We start from the raw sequence: 26228 nt of genomic DNA on the forward strand, positions 1-26228 counted from the left end.
GCCAACCATCCGAACCCGGAGAAACTGACGGAACAGCAACTGGTCCGGCGGGCGGTGACAGAGATGTTCAAATTCTCTCGCGGGGCCATCGAGGGGGCTGGCCAGATCCTGAGCGATACATTGGCGTTTGATCCTGACCTGTCCGAAGGATATTCATGGTTTGCCTTCCTGAAATCCGTGGAGATCGGGCAGGGCTTTTCAGACAACCCGGAAGCGGACCGGGAGCAGATCAGCAGCCTGATCCTGAAGGCGTTGGAACTGGACCCTTATAATGATACGGCGCTGGCCATCGCCGGTCATCTGGAGGCCTTCATCCATCACGATTTTGAAAGCGCGCTGGATTATTTCGACCGGGCCCTGAAGATCAATCTCTATTGTGCCTATGCCTGGGGGTTCAGTGCCATCACCCATTGTTATATGGGTAAGGCGGAAGAGGCGCTGGAGATGCTGTCGAAAAGCCGCAAGATGATGCCCTTCGATCCGCATCCCTATTATTTCGATACGGCCCGCTGCATCGCCTATATGCTGGGTGGCTGGCATGAGGAGGCAGCCAAGGTTGGGCTGCGGGTGCTTCGTAATAATCCCAATTTCTATGCCAGTTATCGGCCGCTTATTTCCAGTCTGGGCCATCTGGGTCGACAGGAGGAAGTTGAGCCGATCCTTGAAAAGTTGAAGGGGGTTCAGCCTGAATTCTCGGTGGAGTGGCATCTGGCCAACTACCCCCCGCTGGACGAGGAAACAGCCGAGGAATATGTAAAGGGATTGCGGCTGGCCGGGGTGTCCGAAGAATAGCGGAAAACTGCCATTTTATCAGATTTTTTCCGGATTTATGGGGTTTTGGTCATGAAAAATAAAAAATCTTCCCCGCTTTGACGTTCCATTCACGCTTCAATTCGCCCTAATCCGTATAATCGCTCTTGATCATATCACTGGGTATAAGGGAACTCGCCGTGGATGACTTGAGTTATGATTATAGCACAGATTGGCAGGATGCTTACGAATCCGACCATGATGTCGGACAGGGGGCCGGTCATAACGTCATTCGCTGGAATGAAATTTCCCGGCAATCGGGACCAGCAACGGCACGCAAGCCAGCACATCAGGAAACGGGGCTTCGGGGGGGACTTCGTTTCCGGCGGCCAGACTTGTACAATGCGGCCCTTCGGGTGTTATACACCCTGACCCCGGCCATTCTGATTCTGGATACGGACCGGCGCGTGATTTTCGCCAACAGGGAGGCGGAAACCTATCTTGAGCAGGCAACGGTTGTTGGTCTTGATCAGTGGGGGCGGCTTTATTGCAAGGATCAGAAGGCGCAGGAATGCCTACAGGCCTATCTGGAGGCGCAGGGGGACGAGGCCGGGTCGGACGGCACGATCGTGGAGGATTCCTTTCTTCTGCCCAAGGCCGATGAATGGCCCATGGTTGCCATGCTGGGGCGCGATCAACTGGACGCCCTGACATCAGGGGATACAGGGCTGGACGGGGACGGCCATGTGACCCTGATGATCCGGGACCCCAATGGACGGCAACCGGAACAGGCCCGCAGACTGGTCAATTATTTCGGGCTCAGCCGGGCCGAGGCATCCGTGGTCGGGGAGTTGGCCTCCGGGGCCAGCACAGAGGAAATTGGTCGGAAAAGAGGCGTCAGCGTGATTACCATTCGGAACCAGATCAAGTCAGCCCAAAGCAAGATGGGGGTGACGCGTCAATCGGAACTGGTGTCGATGGCATTGAATTACATGTAGTTGGTACTGAGTAGATACTCCAATTTGCGGTGACTTGGGCCTGCGTTTGCAGGCCCTTTTTTTTTCTTTTTGGCCGGTTTCGGTCCTGTCCCCTGATCACAGAAACAGGTCGACAAGACGCATACCCCGGTGTTTACTTGCCAAAAAGGCGTTTGCCACATGAAAAGACTGGGGAGGAACCGGCATCATGAGTGATATTCGGGACTGGGGAGCCTTCGATTACATTATTGTCGGTGCCGGGTCGGCGGGCTGTGTGCTGGCCAACCGGTTGTCGAAGGACCCGTCCAACCGTGTTCTGCTGTTGGAGGCCGGGGGGCGGGACCGGTATCACTGGATACATATTCCGATCGGGTATCTGTTCTGTATGGGCAACCCCCGAACCGACTGGATGATGTCAACGGAACCGGAGGCGGGGCTGAACGGCCGGGCGCTTGGCTATCCGCGGGGCAAGGTTCTGGGCGGCTGTTCGTCCATCAATGGCATGATCTACATGCGCGGGCAGGCGCGGGATTATGACCAGTGGCGGCAGATGGGCAACCCCGGCTGGGGATGGGAGGAGGTCCTTCCCTATTTCACGAAATCCGAAAATTATCATGATGGGAACAAGCCCTTGCATGGAACGGGCGGTGAATGGCAGGTGGAAAAACAGCGCCTGTCTTGGGAAATTCTGGACCGGTTCCGCGATGCAGCCGAGGAAATCGGCATCCCCAAAACCGACGATTTCAACAGCGGCACCAATGAGGGGTCGGGATATTTCGAGGTTAACCAGAAATCGGGCGTGCGGTGGAATACATCGAAGGCCTTCCTGCATCCGGTGGAGGGGCGGCCCAACCTGACCGTTGTGACCCATGCCCTGACGGAAAGCCTGATCCGGGACGGGAAAAGGATCACAGGCGTTCGGTTCCGGGAAAAGGGGCGGCCTTGTACGGCCACGGCCGGGCGCGAGGTTATTCTGGCCGCCGGGGCCGTCAATTCCCCCAAAATCCTGGAACTGTCCGGGATTGGCCGGCCTGATGTGCTGAAGGAATTCGGGGTTGAAGTGGCCCACGAATTGCCGGGTGTGGGCGAAAATCTTCAGGATCACCTGCAAATCCGAACGGTGTTTCGGGTCTCCAACGCGATCACCCTGAACGAACAGGCCAACAGCCTGATGGGTAAGGTCAGAATGGGTTTGCAATATGCCCTGCGCCGGTCCGGGCCGCTATCCATGGCGCCCAGCCAAATGGGGATTTTCACGAAAAGCGACCCCCGGTTGGAAACCCCTGATCTGGAATATCATATCCAGCCGCTCAGTACGGACAAGCTGGGCGATCCGCTGCATCCGTTTCCGGCGATCACGGCCTCGGTCTGCAACCTGCGGCCGGAAAGCCGGGGCAGCATCCATCTGAAATCTGTCGATCCCGCCGCGCCCCCGGCCATTCGCCCCCGCTATCTGACGGCAGAGCAGGACCGAACTGTTGCGGTCAAGAGTATCCAACTGACCCGCCAGATTATGAAGGCAAAAGCCGTCGTCGCCTATCAGCCCGAAGAAATGCTGCCCGGTGCCCATATCACGGAGGAGGCCGACCTTGTGCGCGAGGCGGGCAATATCGGCACCACCATTTTTCACCCGGTTGGCACCTGCAAGATGGGGGAGGATGCGATGGCCGTGGTGGATGCCCGTCTCCGGGTTCATGGCCTTGCCGGGCTGCGGGTGGTGGATGCGTCGATCATGCCGACCATTACGTCCGGCAATACCAATTCACCGGTGATCATGATCGCCGAAAAGGCAGCGGACATGATTTTGGAAGACGCCCGGCAAGCGTGACAGCGGTCGCACCGATGGACGGAAACAGGGCAGGGGGGCAGTAGACCTTTGACCCGCGTGCACAAACTGGATACACAGGACAAAATATCGTTGCTGGTTGTGCCGGTTTTTCTGTCCGGCCTGTTTGATCGTGGAAGTGTGAGATGGGACAGAGCGCTGAATGGAAGACCTTGCCGGTGGGTGATCTGGCCTATCTGAAGAACCTTGCCGATCATGCCGGTCTTGAAATGGCGCAGGCACTGGTGAGCAGTGCGCCGGACGCCTTTTCCCATGAAATTGACGTGATCCGCGATGCGATCGAGGCCCATGATCTGGCGCGGGTCCGCTCGGCGGCTCATGCCCTGAAAGGGGCGTGTTATTCCGTCCAAAGCCGCAAACTGGCCGCCGTGGTGGCGGAGCTTGAAAAGAATGCCGCGGACCCGGATGTCCTTCCAGCCCTTTTCAAGACGGTGGAGCAGGTCGGGGAGGAGACCCTTCAATGGCTTCGGGAGGTTCTGGAAAAGGACCTCGCCTGAAAAGATTTTGAGGATAAGCGACGGGTGATCTAAATCTATAGGAGCAGGAACGTTCCGCCTTGGACAACAGACGGCATCAAGACGGAGACTGTCCATGAAAATAGAACGAATTCACCATGTGGCGTATCGATGCAGGGATGCGAGGGAGACCGTTGACTGGTATGTGAAATACCTGAATATGGATTTTATCCTGGCCATTGCAGAGGACCGGGTGCCTTCCACCGGGGAGCCTGATCCCTATATGCATGTGTTTCTGGATGCGGGAAATGGCAATGTGTTGGCATTTTTCGAGCTTCCCAATTCCCCGGCCATGGGCCGCGATCCCAACACCCCCGGCTGGGTCCAGCATCTGGCCTTGCAGGTGTCGTCCATGAAAGACCTGATGGAAACCAAGAAACGACTGGAAGAGGATGGCATTCTGGTGATCGGGCCGATCAATCACACCCTGTTCCAGTCCATTTACTTCTTTGATCCCAATGGGCACCGCCTTGAACTGGCCGCCAATTCAGATACGCCCGAGATGCACGAAAAACTGGACGAGGTGAAATGGGCCATGCTGGATGAATGGTCCCAGACAAAACATGCCCCGGCCCATGCCAAATGGATGCATGACGGATCGGTCAAGCCGGTTCTACGGGAATGACCCTCCGCTCGCCCTCAGGCATAAACAGGATGTCCGCTGCAAGGCCGGGTTTCAACTGACCGATCTGGTGATCAAGGCCCATGAAGGCCGCGGGGGTGGCGCTGGCCATTATCACCGCTTCGGCAAGCGAGGCCTGCAGCATATCACAGGCATTCCAGACGGCTTCGTCCATGGTCAGGCTGGAACCGGCAAGGGTGCCATCCGCCGTGTGGCAGCGCCCGTTCGACACATGGATTTCCTGCCCGCCAAGGCGGAAGGTTTTCAAGTTTGACCCGGCAGGCGGCATGGCATCGGTCACCAGCATCATGCGGGAGGCGGATTTCGCGCGGATCGCCGCCTTCAGGGTGGCGGCATGAACATGAAACCCGTCCACGATCAGGCCGCAAAACCCGGCGTCACTTTCAAGGGCAGCGCCAATCACACCGGGCTCGCGGGACAGAAAGGGCGGCATGGCATTATAGAGATGGGTAAAGCCGGTCAGGCCGGCCTGCATGGCGGCGCGGGTCTGCTCATAGGTGGCGTTGGTATGGCCCGCCGCGACCGTGGCACCTGCTGCCACAAGGGCGCCGATGAAGTCCGGCGCGGCTTTTTCCGGCGCCAGTGTCACCAGAACCGCCCCAAGGTCCGGGGCGGAAATCAGATCAATGAATTTTTCCTCGAACGCCCGGATATGGGCGGGGTCATGCACCCCCTTGCGATCCGGGTTCAGGTAGGGGCCTTCAAAATGCACCCCGCGAATACCGGGAATGCCTTGCTGGCGGGCTTCGCAAATGGCGTCGGCCATGCGCTGCATCACGTCCCAGCAATCGGTGATCAACGTGGGCAGAAGGGAGGTTGTGCCGTGTTTCCGGTGCGCGTTTGCCACGGTGCGAATGCCATCCGGGTCCGGCCGATCATTCAGAAGGACACCGCCGCCGCCATTGACCTGAACGTCAAAGAAACCGGGCGCCAGAAAACCGGGTCCGAAATCCTGACAAGGCGTTTCGGCGGGAATGTCCTGCAGGGCAACAACATCGGCAATACGCCCACTGGATACCAGAAGGGCGGTGTCTTTCCGCCACTGTCCGTCTTGCAGGATATGCTGTGCGGTCACTGCTTTCATGGGGCATTCCTTATATTTTCAACATCCCAAAGCCGGTTTTCATACATCCGCTTTGCGCCCTGAAGGGCATCCCCCATCGGCGGCGAGAGCAGGGCGCGGACCTCGGCGCTCAAAAATGGGGCTATGGGCGCGGCCAACCCGCCAAGATGGCTGATACGCTGGCAGCTCCGGCTTTTAAGGGCCTCAATCATCTGCTCAATATCATCGGCAATCTGCCCAAGAAGGGTGAGGGCGACCACATCCCGGCGGCGCGCAAAATCGAAGGTGAGCGGGGCCAGCGCGGCAAAATCCGCAGGGGTTGCCGTCTCGGCCCAAAGATAGGCGGCCTCTGCAGATCCCCCCAGTTCCGCCATGACAGCACGGGTATAGGGGGTGGCGGGCATAATATCTTCTGCCCCTTTAAGGGCGCGGCGGGCGGCGCTCATGCCAAGGCGGGCACCGCTCCCCTGATCGGAGATTTTCGGCCCCCATCCACCGATGCTGAAAAAAGCCCCTTCCTGCAGGCCAAAACCACACGACCCGGTGCCGGTAATCAGGATCGCGCCGTCCCCGCCGTCATGGGCGCCCAGCAGCGCGGTTGCCGCATCGGTATGGGCGACAAGATGGCGGAAGGGGTGGGATAAATCCCGCAAGGTGGTGCGGGCGGCGTCCGTCACCAGACCGGCAATCCCCGCCGACAGGGCAAGATTTTCAAGCGGATAATCCTTAATTCCTGCCTGTTTCAGGGCCGTGCCGGTTGCGCTCATCAACGATTGCATCAGGGCAGGCCCGCCAAGGGTGATGTTGGCGGGGCCGGAAATCCCGGTGCCAAGGAGGGCGCCGCCGGCATCAAACAGGGCAACACGGCAGGTGGTGCCGCCGCAATCAGCGGCAAGCAGGGCCGGGGCCTGTGTCCCGGTATCAGTCATTGTCACCATACCCCGAAGTAAATTCCCCGGTCGCGGGCATTGTCGGTTTTCTGCTCGATCTGTTCATGGGAAACGGTAATACGGGTTTTTCGTGCCCTGATCCAGCGGGAAAGCTCTGCTTCGAACGCCTCGCGAATGGTCCCATAGGCAGGATCAACCCCAAGGTCCTGCTGTTCATGGGGGTCGGCCTGCAAATCGAACAATTGCGGCATGAAACCGTCAAAGGAAATATATTTCCACTGATCACTGCGAACCATATAGGCGCGGGTCTGATCCGGTTGCAGGCCAAGGGACAAACGCGCCCCGCGCCACGCATAATCCACCTCGCTGAAAACCGCGCTTCGCCAGATGGGAACATCCTCGCCCTGTATCAGCGGACGAAGGGACCGCCCCTCCAGCAGGTGGGGTTGATCGGGAAGGTTCGCATAATCGGTGAAGGTGGGGACCAGATCGATGGCCTCCACCAGTCGGGGGTCCGTGGTGCCGCGGGTTGCATCGGCGGCGGCGGACGGGTCCACAACAATCAGGGGGATGCGGACGCTTTCCTCGTGGAACAGTTCCTTTTCCCCCAGCCAGTGATCGCCAAGATAATCCCCGTGATCACTGGTAAACACAATCAGGGTGTCATCCAGGCGGCCCTGTTGATCCAGAAACGCCATGAGACGGCCGATATTGTCATCAATTTCGCTGATCAGACCCATATAGGCGGGTATGACATGGCGGCGTTTGGCCTCGTCCGAGAAATTCCGGCTTTCCTCATGCGCCATGAAGGCCTGAACGACGGGATGCGGTGCCGCCTTTTCCGCATCGGTCCGGTTGGCGGGAAGAATATCCTGTTTGCCATACATCGCGTGATACGGGGCCGGAGCCATATAGGGCCAGTGAGGCTTGATATAGCTGAGATGCAGGCACCACGGTTGATCGCCAAGGTCAGAAACCTTTTCCATGGCTCGGTTGGTCATATAGGCGGTTTCGGAATGTTCCGCTTTAACCTCGGCGGCAAGATGGGCGTTGCGCAGGAACCAGCCGCTTTGCAGGGTGCCATCCGCATCCCGCCCCGAATTGGCTGCCGTGTGCCACGGGTTATCGCCTTCATATCCCTGTTCCCGAAGAAAGCGGTTATAGGCAAGGTTCGGGTCCGTCAATTCATCGGGATGCAGGCCGTCATCCCGTTCCCACGGTTCAAACCCGCATTGACTGGCCAGCACCCCTTCGTTGCTGGTGGGGGAAATGCCAAGACGGCCCATGTTGTCCCGATCCGGGGCCATGTGGGTCTTGCCGATCAGGCCGGTGGTGATCCCGGCCCGCCGCAGGTGGTCGCCCAAGGTCTGTTCGCCGATATTGAGGGGCACCCCGTTATAGGTGGCGCCATGGGAAAACACATACCGCCCCGTATAGAAAGACATGCGCGAGGAGCCGCAGACCGGGGCCTGAACAAAGGTATGGGAAAAATTCACCCCGCGTTTGGCGAGGGCATCAATATGGGGTGTCCTGATCCCTGGGTGACCCGTGCAACCCAGATAGTCGTATCGAAGCTGGTCGCACATGATAAACAGGATGTTTCGGACAGTGCCCATTTGGTGTCTCCTTAATGTTCTCCGGCCAGAAAGCCGAACACGGTGGGCCAGGCCTTGGGGTCTTCCCGCAGGAAGAAATGCCCGCCATTGAAAATCTTCAGCCGGGCATCGGGAATGACGTCGGCAAGGGCCTCGGCATTTTCGGGCCGGGCAACGCCGTCATGTTTCCCGGCCGCAACCAATGTGGGGACCGCCAGCCCCCGCAGGGCGTCATGGAGGTCATGTTTGGCCCGTGCGGCAAACTGCTTCTTCATGGCGTCGAACTTGACCGGATCATTAAAGACCGCATTGGCCCCCTGATAGTAATAATCGAAGGTCTGGCGGGCCCGTGCCGGGTATTTCGCCTGCCATTCGTCGGTGTGGGTCACGTTCATCAGCTTCATGATGGTGGCGGCGTATCCTTCCGCGCTCAGATGTTGGAGTTCATGCAGCGGATAGGACGCGCCGCCCGCGCCGCCGGAACTGGTGCAGCACAGAACAAGCCGCTTCACCCGTTCGGGATGGCGAAGGGCAAAATGCTGGGCCACCATTCCGCCGAAACTGATCCCCATCACGGCGGCACTGTCCCACCCCACATGATCCAGCAGGCGGGCTATATCGTCGGCATAGCTTTCCATGGACGGGTCTTCGGTTGGGCTGGTGGATTGCCCCATACCGCGATGATCGAAATTCAGCAGGGAAAACCGACCCGCCCCCGGCGCGTCATAGATGCTGGGTTGATGGCGGGTGTCGGAATTGGTCCCGGTGATCAGCAACAGGCGGGGGCCGTTGCCCTGCAGCTTGTAAAACAGGCGATGTGTCCCGAGATCGGCAAATCCGGATTGCAATCCAGACGGTGTTTCAATGGTTTCCGGCATGATGTTACTTGACTGATAAAAAACTGATAAGGGCCACAGTGACAGTCTTGCCGGAAAATGACAAGGGCGGGATTGGCCGGGTCAAGCCGGGGCCGGAGTAGGGGCATGGGCCGGAGTAGGGGCATGGGCAGGAGCAGGGGCAAAGCAGAGGGAGAGGCCGCTTAGTGAACCCGGTGCCGGGCGAACCAGTTTTGCAGGGCATCCATTGCCTCGTCACATTTTTCAAGCAGGGTCGGGACCAGTCCCATGGCTTCCTCGTGCCGGCCCGATTTCAGAAGGGTTTCCGTGTTGATGGCCAGATAGGCGGCGGTATCCAGCCCGAACTGGCCGAAATTGCTTTTCAGCATGTGCACCTGATCGGAAAGATCGCGGATATTCTGCTGTTCAAGGGAGAGCAGGATATCACTGCGCTGGGTTTCAAACTGGCCCTGCATCTTGTCGATAAGCTGTCCCACGACCTTATGGCCCAGCATTTCACAGAGTTCATTGATGGTGTCCTGATTGAGGATGGGGGCCTTGGCCATTTTGGGGGCGGTCCGGGGCGCGTCAGGCCGTTTGGCAGATGGATTGTCCTGTGCCGGACGATCATCCCTGTCATTGGTTTGGGGCAGCGATGTAGTCTTGCCGCCGCCGAGGGACAGCAGCGTGTCGCGAAGTTCCCAAGGCTCGAACGGCTTGGTGATATAGTTGTTCATCCCCGCCCCGATACATTTACCGCGGGTTTCCGCCAGCGCGTTTGCCGTCAGGGCGATGATCGGTGTTTTGCCGAGGGACCCCGGCAGGGCGCGGATTTCCCGTGTTGCCTCATATCCATCCATGACGGGCATATGGATATCCATGATCACCAGATCGAACGCCCCGTTGGCCACGGCAATGACCGCTTCCTCGCCATTATTGGCAAACCGGACCTCGTGCCCCCATTTGGTGAGGACCTCCTGAATGACAGCCTGATTGGTGGTGTGGTCCTCTGCCACCAGAATGGACAGGGGCGGGCCTCGATACTCGCCGGGCGAGGCAAGCGGGCGGGTCTGTCCTTTCAGATCCACGACCCTGTCCATTGATCCGGCGGGCAGGTCCAACTCCACCCAGAAGGTGGCCCCGGCGCCAAGGGCACTGTCCACACCGATTTCACCGCCCATGCGGTTGACCAATGCCTTGCAGATGGACAGGCCAATGCCGGTCCCGCCGTGAGAGCGGGTGGTGGAAAGGTCGGCCTTCAGGAATTTACGGAACAGTCTGTCCCGGTTGGCAGGCCCGATGCCGGGGCCGGTATCCTGAATTTCGAAACGCACACGGGACTTGCCATAGGCGTGCGCCCCGGCCTGCGGTATTGCAGAGGGGGAGGGCAGAGCCCGGATGGTGACGGTGCCTTCGCGGGTAAATTTCACCGCATTGGATATTAGATTGTCCAAGACCTGCCGAAGCCGTTTCGGATCGGCTCGGACAAGTTCGGGAATGCCGGGGCGAATATCAAGATCAAGGTCAAGATTGACGGCCCCTGCCTGTACCATCCAGTCCCCGTTGAGGTCGGCAAGAAAGGTCTTCAGATTGAAATCCACCGGATCAAGGTCGATCTGGCGGGCCTCGATCCGGGACAGGTCCAGAACGTCATCCAGCAGGGTCATCAGGGTCCGGGCAGAGCTTTTGATAATTTTGGTGTAGCGGGACTGGTCTTCATCCAACCCGGTTGTCTGCATCAGGTCGATGGAGGTCATGATGCCGTTCATGGGGGTTCTGATTTCATGGCTCATGACCGCCAGAAAATCCGATTTGGCCTGACTGAGTTCCCGGGCGGCATCCCGTTCCCCGGCAAGGTCGGTTTTCTGGCGCTGTCTTTTTGTCACGTCCACGGCGCTGAGCACAAAGCCGCCCCCCGGAACCGGCGCAATATGAAGGTCGAGTTGCTGTTTTTGAAACTGGATATTCTCCATCGTGCGGGGCGCTGTTTCGCGAAGAACAAGAAGCTGCAGGTCGGTGACGGCGGTGCGGAATTCTTTTTCATCGCCCTTGTTGGCGCGCAGCCATGTGAGGAAATCCTGAAAACTGGTTCCTTCGCCAATTTTCAGGTTGGAGATATCCAGCAAGGTATAGAAAGGGGTGTTGGCGGCCACCAGATGAAAGGTTTCATCAAAGACGCAGATGGCGCCGGGAAAACCGGACAGGGATGTTTTCAGGATGTTTCCGGCCTTGACCAGTTTCTGTTCGTTCCGTTTGGTTTCCGTAATGTCATGCCACAGACTGATGGTGCCACTGGTTGCCATTCTGATTTCGCTGCTGCGCACATAGCGGCCACCGGACAGTTCCCGCTCAACCCCGATGAAACCGGATGTGTGGCGGGCCATTTCCTGTTCCACCCATTCCTGTTCCCGGCCAATGGCCTCCACAAGGTTGCCGCTATAGGCAAGGGCGGTGATCATTTCGCCATATTCCGTCCCCACATGGATCTGGTTGATGATTTTCCGGTGATGGTTGGTAAAGGCCTGATTGAACAGGGCCAACCGGTCGTTCCGATCGAATATGGCAAGTGCCCCCGGAAAACTGTCAAAAAGTTCCATAAGCAGGGTTTCCCCCCGCTTCAATTCCCGCTTTCTGGTTTCGCGGATATACAGGTTCGAAAGCTGTTCGGCGATGGCATGGGTTATGCCAAGAAACAGTTCCCCCGGCAAACCCGTCCGGGTCCGGTAAACCTCCATGATTGCGAGAAGGGTGCCGTTCACCTGAATGGGGACCGCCAGAACCGATTTCAGGCCGCATTTTACGGCTTCGTCCCGGTTGTCGAACCCGGTGGCATCGGACAGGTTATCGATATGGTTCGGGGTTGCATCCTCCCAGATACAACCGGCAAACCCGACGCCGTATTCAAGGGGGGTATTTTCCATCGCCGCCACGAAGGGGGCATAGGCGAACGCATTGGACGAGGCCCAGTAATGCTCGATCCGGTCCTCTTCTTTCAGGATATACAAATGTCCGAGGGACCAGCCGCCGATCTGGCACATCTTGTCGAGGCAGACCCGGATGGCGTTGTCGAAATTGTCGGAATTGGCGGCAATCAGCGTTCCGGTATAAAGAAGTTCGACCCCCTTGTTATGTTCCTGAATGGATTTGTTGAGGCGGCTTTCCTTTTGCATGACCTGCAAGGCGCGGTAGAGCAGGCCGCTCATCAGGATCAGCAGGCTTGCGGTGCGGTACAGCTCTACCTTGAACAGGCCCGCGTCGGAAAGCAGGGACGGGGTCAGGACCGTTTGCAGGGTCAGGATCAGATGGGCCGCCAGAAAAAAGATCAGCCAGAATTCGGCTCCGGCCTCGGACGCGCCCTGCCGAAGACCAAGATAGAGCAGGGCCGCCAGCAACAGGAACAGGGCGACAAGATGGACCGCCTGACCGACTTGTGAGCGGATATCGGCGGGAAGCCAGGTGGCAATAATCCAGAAAATCCCGACCAGAAGGACGGGCAGAACAACCCCAAGGCCGATTAACCGGCCCGGCAGGGAGCGCAGCGCCGGCGGCAGTGTCAGGAGGTTGTATTCCTCAAGGATGGTCAGCCCCATGAGCAACCCCAGAAACAGGCACCCGGCCATGGTTGCCGCCGCCCGGTACAGGGAGGGTGGCAGGGCAAGGCCAAGGATGCCGGGAAGGATGTGGGACAGCAGGGACAGCAGGCTTGTCAGTGCAATGCCCAGCAGCATCATGCTGATGACAATCAGCAGCGGTTGTCCATCATGACGGTAAAAGGACAGGGCCGCCCCGCTGATGATCAGGCTGATGATCACGGTCAGGGCGGACAGGGGCAGGATGAAGCTGCCTGTCTCGTACCAATCGGGAAGCAGGAACAGGACATATTGCATCATCACAAGGCCGGTCATGATGACAAAGGGCAGAGCGGTACGGATTGATTTTCCGGTTAGCCGAACCCCGGCGGGATGAAAATTCTGTTTTTTGGAACTCAACATTCTGGACACCCCTGCAAATACATGGTTGCCCGGACCCGATTGCCTGATCCCAGATATTCCAGCCGGTCGAAATAGAGGTCCCGGGCCAGTTGGATGCCCCGGCCACTGGGGCGGGTCCGATCGGTTATTTTGTCGTTCAGGTGATGGTCGATATCAAAGCCGTCCCCCTCGTCGGCAATGTGAAATTCGATCCGGTCGGAAAGGCGTTCCATAAGAACACTGGCCGTTCTGCCCGCATAGCGGGGCAGGCTGAGCCGATCCCGGATTTCCTGATGCCAGCGGCCCTCTCTCAGAAGGCGGCTTTTTTCATCAAAGGAAATGCCAAGATTGCCATGCTCGACCGCGTTGACCAGCAGTTCCAGCAACCCCATTTCCGCATCCATCCGGCGCGGGCATTGGGTGGCCAGAAGAAGGGCCAGTGACTTGGCCTGTTCCAGCGTCGAGAACAGAAAGCGGCTTTTTTCGACCAGATCGAAACCGGCAAGGCAGGATTGTAAATCCTCAATCTTTTGGTGTTGGCCGAGGGTGCGGTGGCGATAAAAGTGGACAATCGCCATCAGCCGTTCCGTGGCGAGCGGGCGGGGCAGTAGAAGATGGGCCTTTTCCCGGATGGCGGGCGCAAGATGACGCCGGGCCTCTTTCCGGTAGAGGACAATAACGGCCGCCTTGTCGCATTGCCTGAGGTGCAGCAGGGACAGAAGGGCAGCCTGATCGGGCGGCCGGGCATCGGCCAGATCGCAAAGCAGCAAGGAAAAACCGTCGGGGGGCAAATCCGCTGCAGAAACCGGATGATCCAACGGCAAGACCAGACAGGGAAGGGACAAATCGTGGCTGCCCTTGCAGGCCTGCAGGGGGCTGGTGTCGTCACACAGGATCAGGGCAGGGGCAACGGGCATGGTCATGCGTCCCTCCCTGTGCGGGCAATCAGGAAAATTGTCAGGTCATCCGGTGCTTGAGAGCCAAGCCGGGAGGCAAAACGCCCGGCCAGTGCCTTGACCGGGTCCGCCCGTTCCGGTCCGGCAAGGATGTCTTGCATGTCAAGACACAGGCCGCTTTCCCCGAGATGGGCGCCAGTGCTGTCCTCGACCTCGATCAGGGCGTCGCTATAGAGCATGAATTGCATGTCAGGGTCGAACGGAACGGTATATTCCTGATACTCCCAATCCGGCCGGAGACCGAGGGGCATCCCGTGCGAGTTGCAGAATTGCAGGGAAGCGGGGGGCTGGTTCCCCATATGAAGCGGGGGCTGGGACCCGGCCCCGGCAAACCGGATAAGGCCCGCTTCCAGATCAAGACAGGCAAACAGCATGGTGGCGTAGCTGCCGGATTTCAGGATGCGATAGAGGAACGTGTTCAACCGGTTCAGAAGGACGGCGGGCCTGTCATAATGACCGGACAGGGTGGCCAGACAGGTTTGCAGGCGAAAGGTGTTCAGGGCGGCGGCAACCCCATGCCCGGAAAAATCGGCAATATAGAAAGCCAGTTGGCTGTCCGAGACGGGCAGGACGCCCCAGATGTCGCCGCCCAGTTCCGAGGACGGTTCATAGCGGGAGCGGATGCGGACCCCATAGCGATGTTCCAGCAGGGCCAGATCATCGTCAGAGGGGCAAAGATCGAATTGCAGGTGGCGGGCCTGTTCCAGTTCGCTGGCCACCCGATTGTGATAATCGGTCAGGGCGCGGACAAAGAAATGGTGCTCCAGATGGACACGGGTGCGGGCAGTGATCTCGTATTTCTTGATGGGCTTGGCAATCATGTCGCTGGCGCCATATTCAAAGGCCCGTGTGATGTCGGTGGCGGAATCAAGGCCGCTTTCCACCAGAATGGGAATGTCGCGTGTGGCGTCCTTTGAACGGAGCTTCTGGCACAGGGTAAAACCGTCCATGACCGGCATTTCAAGGTCCAGAATGATGAGGTCCGGCTCCGTTTCCTCAATCACATCCAGCGCATCCTGACCATTTTCGGCATAACCGATATTCCGGTATCCTTCCGTTTGCAGACAGGCGCCGATCAACTCCCGGATCAGGGGCGAGTCGTCCACAATCAGGATCCGCGCATGGCTGATATCCATGCCGGTCCGGCTGGACAGGAGGGTGGGGGACGGTCTTGGGTCGGGAAAGCGCATGAGGGAACAGCCTTCAGTTCAGGATCGTCATGACCTTGTCGAATTCGGAAATCTCAAGCAGCCGGGCGACCTGCCCTTCCGGTGATTTCAGGCAGAACTCGACCCCGGCTTTCTCGGCGGTTTCAAAAGCGATCATCAGCAGGCCAAGACCGGCGGAATCGATGGCCGTCACATTCTTCAGGTCGATGACACAGCGCAGGCTGGACCGCTGCTCGATCAGGGTCAGAAGCCGCCGGAAGGCCTCGTGATCCTCAAAGGTCAGGCGGTCCGACAGGGTGATGTTCAGAATGCCGTTGTCATTGGAGGTGTGGTTTCGCATGGTCTTTTCCGCCTTAGAACAGTTCAATATCGCAGTCGTCATCCGGGTCGGTGCCCGCGTTCGGGTCGGCCTTCCCGGTCTTATCCGCATCCGAAGCCGCATCGGCTTCGGTCCCGGCAGCGGCTTCATGGGGGAAAACCGCGCTCAGGAAGCGATCCCGCATTTCCCCCAGTGTCAGCCTGTCCACGAGGGCACGGAACCATGCCTCATCGGTTTCCTGCCAGGACAGGGCGCTGGAAAAGGTGTCGGCCGTCTCGGTCTCGAAATTCTCAAGGCTCTGTTCCATGACGGTCAGGGTGTTGGTCAGGTTTTCCATGCGCTGTTTGGCGCGATCCTGAAACTGGAGACGGGTAATGACGGCGGCAATGTCCCTTGAAATATCCTTTGACGCCTGTTCCGACGCCTTCAGGGCCGAGGTGAAATGGCTGTTCTGATCAAGGATGCAGTCCATCAGGCCGCGGATTACATCCTTGGCAAGGATGTTGGAGGACAGGTCCGTATCGGCAATTTTGCGGATCTGGTTATGGCCGTTCTTGACCCCCGATGAAATGGTGGAGATTTCACCCCGCATCCGGGTTGCAAGCTGGTTCACGGCCTTGGCAAGGTCCTGCACCTCATAGGCGACGACGGCGAACCCCTTGCCGGCGCTGCCAGCGCGGGCCGCTTCAATGCGGGCATTTAGGGCCAGCAGGTTGGTCTGTTTGTTGATGCCCTCAATCTCGGTAATCAGCTTGTCGATTTCCCCAATGTCGCGAACCACATCATCCAGCGAAAAGACAACCTCCAGCCCTTTCTTGGATGTATCGACAAGTTTGCCGATCACTTCGGACAGGTGCTTGTCGATCATGCCGATGATTTCCGACAAATTGACGATCTTGCCGTCGAATTCCACATGGGTGGAGGTTTCGACGATATCCTTCACATTGTCGCTTTGTGACTGGGCATGAACGGCCAGTTCCCGAAAGGTGACCGAAATATCGGTGATGTTGCTTTCCACCAGATCGGAGACAAGGCCAATTTCGTCCATGACCACATGGAGGGCCTTGCGCTGGGTGGAGGACAGGGATTTCCATTTGCTCAGAAATTCAAGCGCTTCCTGTTCCGCCGGATCGCTCTCCCCGGAGGTGGCGGCGGAATGGTGCTGGCTCTGGCTTTGGTACTGGTCTGTAGGTCTGTCTGTCAGAACGACTGTCATTCGCTATTGCTCCTGCATCGTGCGTGCGGCGTTGGTTGTTGTCTCAGACCCGGATGGCCTTGATGTCCGACCCGGACAGGGCGCCAAAAATGCCTTCGGCGATGCGGGTCAGGGTGTATTGGTGCTGCACCGCGCCAGCCTCGAACGCGGCCCGCGGCATGCCGTAGACAACGGACGAGGCCTTGTCCTGTCCAAGGGTGCTGGCCCCGGCCTGACGCATGGCAAGCAAGCCTTCCGCGCCGTCCCGTCCCATACCGGTCAGGATGACCCCAACCGCATTGGCCCCGGCAACGCGGGCGGCAGACTGGAACAGCACATCAACGGACGGGCGGTGACCACTGACCAGCGGGCCGTCATGGATGTGGCAGATATAGTTGGCACCGGAACGGGCTACCTCCAGATGGCGGCCGCCGGGGGCGATATAGACATGACCGGGCAGGACGCGCTGGTTGGGGCTGGCTTCGCATACGGTCATGCGGGACAGCCGGTTCAGGCGATCGGCAAAGGATTGGGTGAAGCTGCCCGGCATATGCTGGGTCACCATGACAGCGGGACAGTCCGGCGGCAGGGCGGTAATGACTTCCTTCAGGGCCTCAACCCCACCGGTGGAGGATCCGATCATGATCAGTTGTTCGGTGCTGCGATACCGGGTGGACCCGCCAACGGGGGCCGGGGAGATGTCTGGACGGGGGCGGCGTGGCTGGACCTGTGCACCGGCGGCGGCCTTGACCTTGGCGATAATCTCGGCCTGCTTTTCCTCAAGCCCGACCCGAATGTCACTGGTGGGTTTGGGGATATAGTCAATGGCCCCGATCTCAAGTGCCTGCAGGGCCACATCGGCCCCTTTCTGTGTCAGGGATGAAATCATCACCACCGGCATGGGGCGAAGGGCGATGATTTTCTCCAGAAAGGCGAGGCCGTCCATCTTCGGCATCTCGATATCCAGTGTCAGCACATCGGGGTTGAGACGCTTGATCATCTCCCGTGCGGTAAGGGGGTCGGGCGCGGCGCCAACGACCATGATATCGGGATCGGACGACAGCATGACCGTTAGCATCTGCCGGATGAGGGCCGAGTCGTCTACTATCAGAACGGTGATTTTTCTGGTCATGATACCCCCGCCTTAAAAGAGTTCAATTTCACCGGATTTCATTTCCACAGGCAGGCGTTTCCGGTATTCATTTTCCTGCTTGAGATATTCCGTATCCGCCTTGCGTCTTAGCAATAACCGGTCCACCTTGCCGGTACGCGGGTTGTAATGAATGCGGCGGGGATAGGGGCCGCCAAGATCACTGGCCTGAAAGGGGATGCCTTCATATTTCAGGTAATTCAGGGCGAATTGCCCGTTCATGTCCCCAACCCGAACCCGACCGGTAGAGACATTGCCGCCGCCAAACAGTTTCACTTCCAGCCGTTCACGGGGGCAACCCGATTTCAGAATGTCGTTGATCAGGGTTTCCATGGCGAAACTGCCGTATCGCATGGTGGCGCTGATATTGCCCCAGTCGCCCGTTTCGCTTTGCGGCAGCATGAAATGGTTCATGCCCCCAATGCCCGTTTCCGGATCGCGGATGCAGGCCGCAACGCACGACCCCAGAATGGTGACAATCAGTTCATCGGGCTGCTGGCTGACATAATGGTCGCCGGGCAGAACCCGCACCACGTTGATCCCGAGGCGGGGGTCAAAATACCGCTTGGAAGTGGGCGATGCGACAAGGCCGGGCGCCTGTTGCTTTCGGCGCTCCAGGTGGTCGCGGTTTTGCCGTCCGTTAGCCATGATCCGACCCCTTGCGATAGGCCGTGCGGCCAATCAGGGACAGGCCGTGGGCGTTCTGGAACAGGGATTCCGAATGCCCCAGAAACAGCAGGCCCCCCGGCCTGAGCAGATTGATATAGCGGCTGACCAACCGATCCTTGGTCGGATTGTCGAAATAGATCAACACGTTGCGGCAGAAGATGACGTCATACTGTTTCGTCATGGGCCAGTCCTGCAGCAGGTTCAACTGCTTGAAATGGACAAGGTTCCGAACGCTGTCTTTCAAGGTCAGGCGGCCATCGCGGACCCTGGACTGATTTTCCAGAATGGACTTGTAGGCGGCGGGAAGCCCTTCAGCGGCGGACAGCGGGTATCGGCCCGACCGCCCCTGATCCAGCATGTTGGTATCCAGATCGGTGGCCAGAATGCGCAGGTCCCAGTTGTCGATATCCGCCACCCGCGACAACAGGGTGGTGGCGATGGAGTAGGGCTCCTCGCCGGAGGAACAGCCCGCAGACCAGATCCGGATCGCCCGATCCCTGCTGCGCCGGGCCGGGTCCCGCGTGATCTGCCGGATATGGTCTTGCAGAAAGTCGAAATGATGACTTTCCCGGTAGAAGCGGGTCAGGTTCGTGGTGACCGCATTGACCAGATGCCCGGTTTCCTGATCGGCCTCGGCGGAATCCAGCAGGCGGCAATACTGGCTGAAAGACTGCATCCCCAGCTGTCGCAGCCGCCGTGCAAGACGGCTGTACAGCATTTCCTTTTTATGATCGGCAAGCACGATCCCGGTCAGGGACCGGATCAGGTCGCGCAGTTTGCGAAATTCCTCTTCGCTGAGAGAGAATTCCCGTTGCCGATCCAGTGTCTGGGGCGTCTGATCCATTGCAGTTCCTTACAGGCCGATTTTCCGGGGTCGCTTCTGGTTCCTAGAACTCGCTCCAGTCTTCTGCCGGGGCGGCTGCGGTGGCCATGTTGCCGTTCGGGCGCGCCGCAGGCGGGGCTGCCGGGGTGCGAACCGTCAGGGACGGTGTTTGCAGGCCGCCCATCCGCCCGTTTCCGGGACTACGGCTTTCCGGCTGACGGGCCCCGGCGGTGTTCTGGTCCAGGGTGAAGAAGGTCACCCGTTCCTGCATACCAACGGACTGTTCCTGCAAGGTGCGGGCGGCAGCGGCGTTTTCCTCTACCAGTGCTGAGTTCTGCTGGGTCATTTCGTCCATTTGCGCGACGGACCGGTTGATTTCCTCAATGCTGGTGGATTGTTCGTTGCTGGCCGCCGCAATTTCCGAAACGATGTCGCTGAGGCGCTTGATGGAATCCACAATCTCGGTCAGGGAATCTCCGGCATCCCCCACCAGCCGGACGCCGTCCTTGACTTGCGAACCGCTGTCATTGATCAGGCCCTTGATATCCTTGGCCGCCTGTGAGGAGCGCTGGGCGAGAGTGCCCACCTCGGCGGCGACAACGGCAAAGCCCTTGCCCGCATCGCCTGCACGGGCGGCCTCAACCGCCGCATTCAGGGCAAGCAGGTTGGTCTGGAAGGCGATTTCGTCGATAACCCCGATAATGTCGGAGATTTTCTGGGAGGAATTTTCGATGCGGGACATGGCATCCACCACCTCGCGCACCACGTCGCCGCCCTTGGTGGCCACATCGCGGGCCGAGACGGACAACTGGTTGGCCTGCTGGGCATTTTCGGCGTTCTGCTTGACGGTCGAGGCCATTTCCTCCATCGCCGCAGCGGTTTCCTCAAGGTTGGAGGCCTGCGTCTCCGTGCGCTGGGACAGGTCCATGGTACCGGTGTTGATTTCCTCGGCGGCGTTGGCAACCTCGGTGGCGGCGGTGGTGATGTCGCGCACGATATCGGCAAGCTGGTCCGCCGTGTTGTTGGCATTCATTTTCAGGATGTCGAACAGACCGGCATAGTCCTTGTCGATACGGCAGGTCAGGTCGCCCTTGGACAGGGCGGTCAGGGACCGTTCAATATCCTGCATGGCATCGGAAACCGTGCCGGACAGGTTGTTGATGGCCGTGGACAGGTTCAGCATGAAGCCGTCCTTGCCGTCCAGATCGATCCGGCGGGTGAAGTCCCCTTCCACGGCGGCGGTCACCACGTCGTCGATTTCCCGTTCGATATTCTTTTCGGCGGTGACATCGGCCCATTCCACCACAGTGCCGATGCGTTCATTGTCATCGGACAGGACCGGGCTGGCAATCAGGTGGTAGTTTCGGCCGCCAATGGCGATACTGGTCTTGTAGGAGGCAGCAAGACGGTCCAGCATACCCCGCTGGTGCGCAGGATTGACGTGGAAGCCGTCAATATTGGTGCCGATGATGGTTTTCGCATCGAATTGCGGCAGTTCCTTGCGCATGTTGTTCTCGTTCTTGAACAACATTTCGTTCATGGTGTCGTTCACATAGACAATGTTGTAATCCGCATCGGCAACCATGATATTGGTCGAGCAATTGTCGAGCGCGGCCTTGATCCGGGAGTTTTCGTTGGCAATTTGACGTTCGGCCTTCTGGCGGGCCAGATGCTCGGTCACATCCTCCCATTCAACCACCGTTCCGAGCCGGTCGCCCGTATCCCCGAAAATGGGGGACACGATCAGCTTGAAATTCCGCCCGCCAATTTCAAGGTCCGTATCGCGGGAGGTGTGCAGCGTATCCAGCATGGACCGCTGGTGCGCCGGGTTCTTGTGGAAACTGTCGATATTGGCGCCGACGATTTTTTCCGCCCGGAACTGGGGCAGGTCCGCCTGAAGCATGGTTTCATTATGCTTCAGCATTTCCAGCATGGTCCCGTTCACATAGACAATATTATAGTCCACATCGGCGACCATCACGTTTGTGTTGCAGGTGTCGAGGGCGGATATCAGGCGCTGACTGCTGTCGTTCCGGTCCATCATGTCCAGAAGGGAGCGGGTGATCTGGCCAATTTCATCGGGTCGGTCGGTGCCATCCAGTTGTATCCGCCGGCCTTGCCGGACGGCGTCGATGGCGGTTTGCAGGTCGGACAGGGGCTGAACATACAGCTTTCCCGTTGTCAGTGCCGAGACTGCCGCCGCCGCAATGCCAAGCGCCAGAACAAGCCACAGCAATATCCGCCCGCCGCCCTGTGACGGATCAAGCAGCAAGGAGACGGCCAACGCCAGCACCATGAGGGTGATGACAAGGCCATTGTTGATGGAGACCCGCTGCCGGATGGAAGAGGGGCCCCGTTTCGATGCTTCGACATTCATACCGGGAGCGGTCATATCTGTCATTGTCTGGTCCTCGTAGGTTGGGCGTTCAAGCGGCTGACGCGTCAGCGGCTTCTGTTGAATGTTCAAGGATTTCGGATTTGAAAAGGCTGCCTGTATCCAGCAGGGCGACCATGCGGTCCCCGGCGGTGACAAGGCCGATGATGTGATCCCGTTTCTTGCCGTCCTCAAGGTCGGGAACGGCGCGAATATCGCCATATTCCACCTTCAGAATGTCAGAGACCCGATCCACAAGGATGCCAAGGTTCCTGTCCCCGACGGCAATGATGACAACCACGTGGATGTTGGTGGCGTCGGTACGGCCCTGTTCAAAGCGGCACCGGAGGTCGAAAATGGGGACGATGATACCGCGCAGGTTCAGCACACCCCGCATATAGGCGGGCTGGTTGGGCAAGACGGTTACCTCGGTCCAGGCCTGTATTTCCCGGACCTGCATGATATCGACGGCATATTCCTCGTTGCCAATGGCAAAGGTGACGAATTGCTGCAATCCGGGGGCATTGGCGTCCGCATCACCGCGAGACGGGGCAGCGCCGTTTTGCGGGTCGGCAGACACGGCGCCTGTTCGATCATTCTGAGAGACAGCGTTCATGGTCTTATCCTGCAAATGTTGGGGGTTCAGGGTTGGACGATGGCGGCGGCGCCGGGGTCGGGGCCACCGGGGGCGGCGGGGCGGGGCGGGTTTCACGCCGCAGATGCGCTTGTGACAACTGGTACAGGGTCTCGATATCCAGAATGGGGGCGACCTTGCCATTGCCAAGGATGGTGGCCGAGGAAATGCCCAGCACGGGTTTGTAATTTCCTTCCAAACTCTTGATCACCACCTGTTGCTGTCCCAGCAGCGTATCGACAATGATGCCGACGGCCCCGAATTGTTCGCTTTCCACCAGCACCACAAGGGCCTTGGCCGGGTCCGTTTCCGCCTCGTCACAGCGGAAGATGCGGCCAAGCGGACAGAGGGGGATATAATCGCCCCGCACATGAACCAGTGTCTGTCCCGTGGGCAGGCGCTTGATGGCCTGCGGCGCGGGCCGGAAACTTTCCAGAATGCTGGGGATCGGGATGACATATTTGTCGGCCCCAAGCTGCACGATCATGCCGTCCATAACCGCAAGGGTGAGGGGCAGGGTCATGGTGAAGCGGGAGCCGTGCCCCGGTGTGGAATGAATGGAGACCCGGCCGCCAAGGGCCTGTATGTTGCGGCGGACCACGTCCATGCCAACGCCCCGGCCCGAAATGTCGGTGACCTTTTCAGCCGTTGAAAAGCCCGGCGCAAAGACCAGATTGTCAATTTCGTCCTCACTCAGGGTGGCCCCATCCGCGATCAGGCCCCGTTCCCGGGCGCGGGTAAGAACGGCCTCGCGGTTGATGCCCCGGCCATCATCGGAAATGGTGATGACAATACGCCCGCCCCGGTGTTCGGCGGACAGGGTGATGGTGCCTTCCTCGGTCTTGTCCAGGGCAAGGCGTTCCTCTGGTCGTTCAAGGCCGTGGTCCAGCGAGTTTCGGATCATGTGGGTGATCGGGTCGCTGATTTCCTCGATCACGGTTTTGTCCACCTCGGTGTTTTCGCCCTTGGTGATCAGCTTGACCTTCTTGTCCAGTTTGGCGGACAAGTCCCGCACCAGTCTTGGCATGCGGGAAAAGACGGATTTCACCGGCTGCATGCGGATCGCCATGACGCTTTCCTGCAATTCCCGTGTATGCAGGGCCAGTTCCTCAAGTCCGCGAACCATGTTGGGATAGTGATCGGTGGGCAGGGTGCTGGTTTGCTGCGACAGCATGGACTGGGTGATGACCAGTTCCCCCACCATATTGACCAACCGGTCAACCCGGTCCAAATCGACCCGGATGGTGGTTGCCTTGGCTGTTTTCGCCGGTGAGGCAGGGGCGGCGGTGGGGATGTTCGCGGGTGCTACGCTGGATGCTTCGTCCTCTTCCTGCTTTTGCTGCTCCTGCCCCGACGGGGCGGCGGCAGACTGGGCCCCGTTTTCACGGGATATGCCCTGCTTTTCCGCGTCCCCGGCGGGGAGGAGGGTAATGGAAAGGTCGCAATCCTCCGTGACGAATTCAAAAACTTCCTCAATCTCTTCCAGCGGGCAGTCTGATTGCAGGGTGAAAGTCCAGGACAGGTAGGCCTCCTCCGCATCCAGTTTGGCAAGCGGGGGCAGGTGGCTGATATCCGGCTCTGCGGTCAGGGTGCCCAGGGTTTTAAGCTCCCGCACCAGCAACAGCGGTTCATTGGCGTGTTTGAACATTTCGGCCTTTGGTGAAAAGACCAGACGATAGATGGGGGTGACCTGTTCCGCCGGGTCGTTTGCCGATGGGGCGGTTTGCTCTTCCGCGGCCACCGGCCCGGAGGCGGGCGCCGGGGCGGTTTCCGATCCGGCCATCGCGGCAATTTCCGTCAGGAGGTCCTGCCCGAAATCATCTTCCAGCGGTGTTTCCGTTCGGGCCGCCTCGACCATGGCGGACAGGGTATCCGCCGCCCGAAACAGAAGGGCAACCCCTTCTTCTGTCACGGTAATCCGGCCATCCCGCATGCGGTCCAGCAGGGCCTCGAACTGGTGGGAAAATTCGGTCAGGCGCGTGAATTTGAACGCCCCTGCACCGGCCTTTATGGAATGGACTGCACGAAAGATGGCATGCAGGATTTCGGGGTCGTCCGACCCGTCGTCAAGGGCGGCAAGCTGGACTTCCGCATCGGCCAGCAGTTCATCGCATTCCGTAAAATAGGTCGCTTTGAATTGGGAATAATCGTCCATCGGGTCTTCCTGTCAGGCCGTTTCTTTGCAGCCGAAAAAGGGGGTCATCCGCAAACCTTCTGGACGACTTTAAGCAGCTTTTCCGGCTCGAACGGCTTTACGATCCAGCCTGTGGCCCCGGCGTTGCGGCCTTCGTTTTTCTTGCTGTCATCGCTTTCGGTTGTCAGGACAAGAATGGGGGTGGATCGGTGGGTCGGGTTGCTGCGCAGTGCCTTGACCAGTTCAATCCCGTTCATGTTGGGCATGTTGATGTCGGTGATCACCAGATCAATGACGCCGCTGCCCAGCGTATCAAGGGCGTGCCGGCCGTCTTCGGCCTCCACCACTTCATATCCGGCGCCTTTCAGGGTGAAACTGACCATGTCGCGCATGGTCTTGGAATCGTCTACTGCCAGAACACGTTTACTCATGTTTGGAGGCTCCATTTCTTCAGGACTTCTTCAAGGCCAAGGTCATCAAATGCCTGCGTTACGGCAGGGGTTGGGTTTGTCAGAATGAGCGTGCGGCCGTCCTCGGTCAGCGACTTGTCCAGCGACAAGAGGACCTGAAGGCAAGGCGTGGTCAGCGTCTCGACGGTTGCGGCATCCACAATCACGTCCGCGCCAAGGGCCAGTGTTGGCAATAATTTTTCCCGCAAGGTCTCCGCCGCCCCGAGATTCAGGATGGGGGGCAGATTTACCTGTGTATCCGATGTCATTACGCCTGCTCAATTAACAAAAGGAGGTTGAACTCAAACAGGGACTGGTAAGGAACGATACTGAGAATGTTATATTTCTAAATTAGATAATAATTAGTTAATCATATTACTAAATTCGTGTTTTACGATTTTTTAGCCATAAGAGCGTGCAGGCGCTGGGGCTTTTGAGGAAGGGCGGAGCCTTGTTCCTGGGCAGCAGGGCATCTGTGGCCCTGTTTTTTTTAATGCTACCGGAAGGGGTGCGTTTGTCCGGTGTCAGGCGCGCCTGTTCTTGGGCGGCGCATCTTTTGGTGGTTTTGGTTCGGTCTCAGGCGTTCGGGGTTTCTGATGGCCCGTTCGGCAGCAGGGTAGAGGGGGCCGTGAATTGTAATTCCTGTCCGGTGGCCGGGTGGCGGAAGGTGAGGGCGTCGGCGTGCAGCATCAGGCGCGGGGAGAGGGCCTGAATGTCGTCCGGGGCATAGAGGCGGTCGCCAAGGATGGGGTGGCCCAGTTCCATCATATGGACCCGCAACTGGTGGGAGCGGCCGGTGACCGGTTTCAGGGTGACCCGTGTTCTGTCTGCGTGAGTTTCTTCAACCTGCCAGTCGGTGATGGCGGTCTTGCCAATGTCATGATCGACCATTTGCCGGGGCCGGTTGGGCCAGTCGCAGATCAGCGGCAGATCGATCCGCCCCTCTCGTTCCATGGGGGTGCCGGCAATCCATGCCGTATAGCGTTTCCAGACCTTGCGTTCCTGAAACTGGCGGCTGATGCGCCCGTGGCTTTCCTTGTTGAGGGCAATGACCACCAGACCGGAGGTTTCCATATCCAGTCGGTGCACGGCGTTGGCGCCGGGCCGGGTTTCCGCGACACGCGAGACAAGGCAGTCCTGTTTCTCTGGTCCCCGGCCGGGAACGGTCAGCAGGCCGGATTGCTTGTCGGCGACAAGGAGGTGTTCATCTTCATACACCACATCCAGATAGGGGCTGAGGGGGGGTGAATATACGTGCATCGGGATCCCG

23 protein-coding genes are annotated in these 26228 nt (G+C 58.8%); 5 read left to right on the forward strand and 18 right to left on the reverse strand.

Annotation, left to right across the window (positions count from 1 at the left end; all coding sequences use genetic code 11):
• The first annotated feature begins 54 nt into the window (after positions 1–54).
• The 5 genes from FQB27_RS10660 (at position 55) to FQB27_RS10680 (ending at position 4713) form a co-directional block, all read left to right on the forward strand.
• On the forward strand, positions 55–792 hold the full coding sequence (locus FQB27_RS10660; RefSeq protein WP_169561038.1) for a tetratricopeptide repeat protein: 738 nt from the start codon (positions 55–57) through the stop codon (positions 790–792).
• A 158-nt stretch (positions 793–950) separates the two neighbouring features.
• Positions 951–1748 carry a helix-turn-helix transcriptional regulator gene (locus tag FQB27_RS10665; RefSeq protein WP_169561039.1) on the forward strand — a complete coding sequence of 266 codons (798 nt, stop codon included), beginning with the start codon at positions 951–953 and terminating at the stop codon, positions 1746–1748.
• Positions 1749–1935: 187 nt separating this feature from the next.
• Positions 1936–3555, forward strand: coding sequence for a GMC family oxidoreductase (locus FQB27_RS10670; RefSeq protein WP_169561040.1), 1620 nt, complete (start codon positions 1936–1938; stop codon positions 3553–3555).
• 143 nt (positions 3556–3698) lie between these two features.
• On the forward strand, positions 3699–4070 hold the full coding sequence (locus FQB27_RS10675) for an Hpt domain-containing protein (RefSeq protein ID WP_169561041.1): 372 nt from the start codon (positions 3699–3701) through the stop codon (positions 4068–4070).
• Between the two features lie 94 nt (positions 4071–4164).
• Positions 4165–4713 (forward strand): VOC family protein, encoded by a 549-nt coding sequence (locus FQB27_RS10680; RefSeq protein ID WP_169561042.1) that lies wholly within the window; start codon positions 4165–4167, stop codon positions 4711–4713.
• Here the strand turns inward: FQB27_RS10680 and nagA are convergent.
• The 18 genes from nagA to FQB27_RS10770 form a co-directional block, all read right to left on the reverse strand.
• Positions 4691–5815 (reverse strand): N-acetylglucosamine-6-phosphate deacetylase, encoded by a 1125-nt coding sequence (nagA, locus tag FQB27_RS10685; protein ID WP_169561043.1) that lies wholly within the window; start codon positions 5813–5815, stop codon positions 4691–4693. The two genes, FQB27_RS10680 and nagA, sit on opposite strands and share 23 nt — an antisense overlap.
• A complete protein-coding gene (locus FQB27_RS10690) occupies positions 5812–6723 on the reverse strand; it encodes a glucosamine kinase nucleotide-binding domain-containing protein (RefSeq protein ID WP_169561044.1) in 912 nt (303 codons plus the stop codon). Before FQB27_RS10690 ends, nagA begins: the two co-directional genes overlap by 4 nt.
• Before the next feature lie 2 nt (positions 6724–6725).
• Positions 6726–8300, reverse strand: a complete 1575-nt coding sequence (locus tag FQB27_RS10695) for an alkaline phosphatase family protein (RefSeq protein ID WP_169561045.1) — start codon at positions 8298–8300, stop codon at positions 6726–6728.
• Positions 8301–8311: 11 nt separating this feature from the next.
• Complete coding sequence (locus FQB27_RS10700) at positions 8312–9157, reverse strand: alpha/beta fold hydrolase (RefSeq protein ID WP_169561046.1); 846 nt, start codon at positions 9155–9157, stop codon at positions 8312–8314.
• Between the two features lie 161 nt (positions 9158–9318).
• Positions 9319–13107, reverse strand: a complete 3789-nt coding sequence (locus FQB27_RS10705) for an ATP-binding protein (protein ID WP_169561047.1) — start codon at positions 13105–13107, stop codon at positions 9319–9321.
• Entirely contained in the window at positions 13101–14009 is a 909-nt protein-coding gene (locus tag FQB27_RS10710) for an ATP-binding protein (RefSeq protein ID WP_169561048.1), read from the reverse strand. Before FQB27_RS10710 ends, FQB27_RS10705 begins: the two co-directional genes overlap by 7 nt.
• Positions 14006–15232, reverse strand: coding sequence for a PP2C family protein-serine/threonine phosphatase (locus tag FQB27_RS10715; protein WP_169561049.1), 1227 nt, complete (start codon positions 15230–15232; stop codon positions 14006–14008). The genes FQB27_RS10710 and FQB27_RS10715 overlap by 4 nt, the downstream gene beginning before the upstream one ends.
• A gap of 13 nt (positions 15233–15245) precedes the next feature.
• Positions 15246–15551 carry an STAS domain-containing protein gene (locus FQB27_RS10720; RefSeq protein WP_169561050.1) on the reverse strand — a complete coding sequence of 102 codons (306 nt, stop codon included), beginning with the start codon at positions 15549–15551 and terminating at the stop codon, positions 15246–15248.
• Between the two features lie 13 nt (positions 15552–15564).
• Positions 15565–16746: a methyl-accepting chemotaxis protein gene (locus tag FQB27_RS10725; protein ID WP_169561051.1), complete on the reverse strand. Its 1182-nt coding sequence runs from the start codon at positions 16744–16746 to the stop codon at positions 15565–15567.
• A gap of 43 nt (positions 16747–16789) precedes the next feature.
• Positions 16790–17857, reverse strand: coding sequence for a protein-glutamate methylesterase/protein-glutamine glutaminase (locus tag FQB27_RS10730; RefSeq protein ID WP_169561052.1), 1068 nt, complete (start codon positions 17855–17857; stop codon positions 16790–16792).
• Between the two features lie 12 nt (positions 17858–17869).
• Positions 17870–18523, reverse strand: coding sequence for a chemoreceptor glutamine deamidase CheD (locus FQB27_RS10735; protein WP_169561053.1), 654 nt, complete (start codon positions 18521–18523; stop codon positions 17870–17872).
• The gene (locus tag FQB27_RS10740) at positions 18516–19388 is read right to left on the reverse strand and encodes a CheR family methyltransferase (protein WP_169561054.1); all 873 of its coding nucleotides are present in this window, start codon (positions 19386–19388) and stop codon (positions 18516–18518) included. The genes FQB27_RS10735 and FQB27_RS10740 overlap by 8 nt, the downstream gene beginning before the upstream one ends.
• Positions 19389–19431: 43 nt before the next feature.
• On the reverse strand, positions 19432–21768 hold the full coding sequence (locus FQB27_RS10745) for a methyl-accepting chemotaxis protein (protein ID WP_169561055.1): 2337 nt from the start codon (positions 21766–21768) through the stop codon (positions 19432–19434).
• 25 nt (positions 21769–21793) lie between these two features.
• The gene (locus FQB27_RS10750; RefSeq protein WP_169561056.1) at positions 21794–22357 is read right to left on the reverse strand and encodes a chemotaxis protein CheW; all 564 of its coding nucleotides are present in this window, start codon (positions 22355–22357) and stop codon (positions 21794–21796) included.
• A gap of 4 nt (positions 22358–22361) precedes the next feature.
• On the reverse strand, positions 22362–24530 hold the full coding sequence (locus tag FQB27_RS10755; RefSeq protein WP_169561057.1) for a chemotaxis protein CheA: 2169 nt from the start codon (positions 24528–24530) through the stop codon (positions 22362–22364).
• A 44-nt stretch (positions 24531–24574) separates the two neighbouring features.
• Positions 24575–24940: a response regulator gene (locus FQB27_RS10760; protein WP_169561058.1), complete on the reverse strand. Its 366-nt coding sequence runs from the start codon at positions 24938–24940 to the stop codon at positions 24575–24577.
• Positions 24937–25227 (reverse strand): STAS domain-containing protein, encoded by a 291-nt coding sequence (locus FQB27_RS10765; RefSeq protein ID WP_169561059.1) that lies wholly within the window; start codon positions 25225–25227, stop codon positions 24937–24939. The genes FQB27_RS10760 and FQB27_RS10765 overlap by 4 nt, the downstream gene beginning before the upstream one ends.
• Positions 25228–25534: 307 nt before the next feature.
• Positions 25535–26218 carry a pseudouridine synthase gene (locus FQB27_RS10770; protein WP_206374560.1) on the reverse strand — a complete coding sequence of 228 codons (684 nt, stop codon included), beginning with the start codon at positions 26216–26218 and terminating at the stop codon, positions 25535–25537.
• Positions 26219–26228 lie beyond the last annotated feature (10 nt).

Origin of the sequence: Sneathiella chinensis (genome assembly GCF_012720115.1) — a bacterium.
Taxonomy (GTDB): Bacteria; Pseudomonadota; Alphaproteobacteria; order Sneathiellales; family Sneathiellaceae; genus Sneathiella; species Sneathiella chinensis.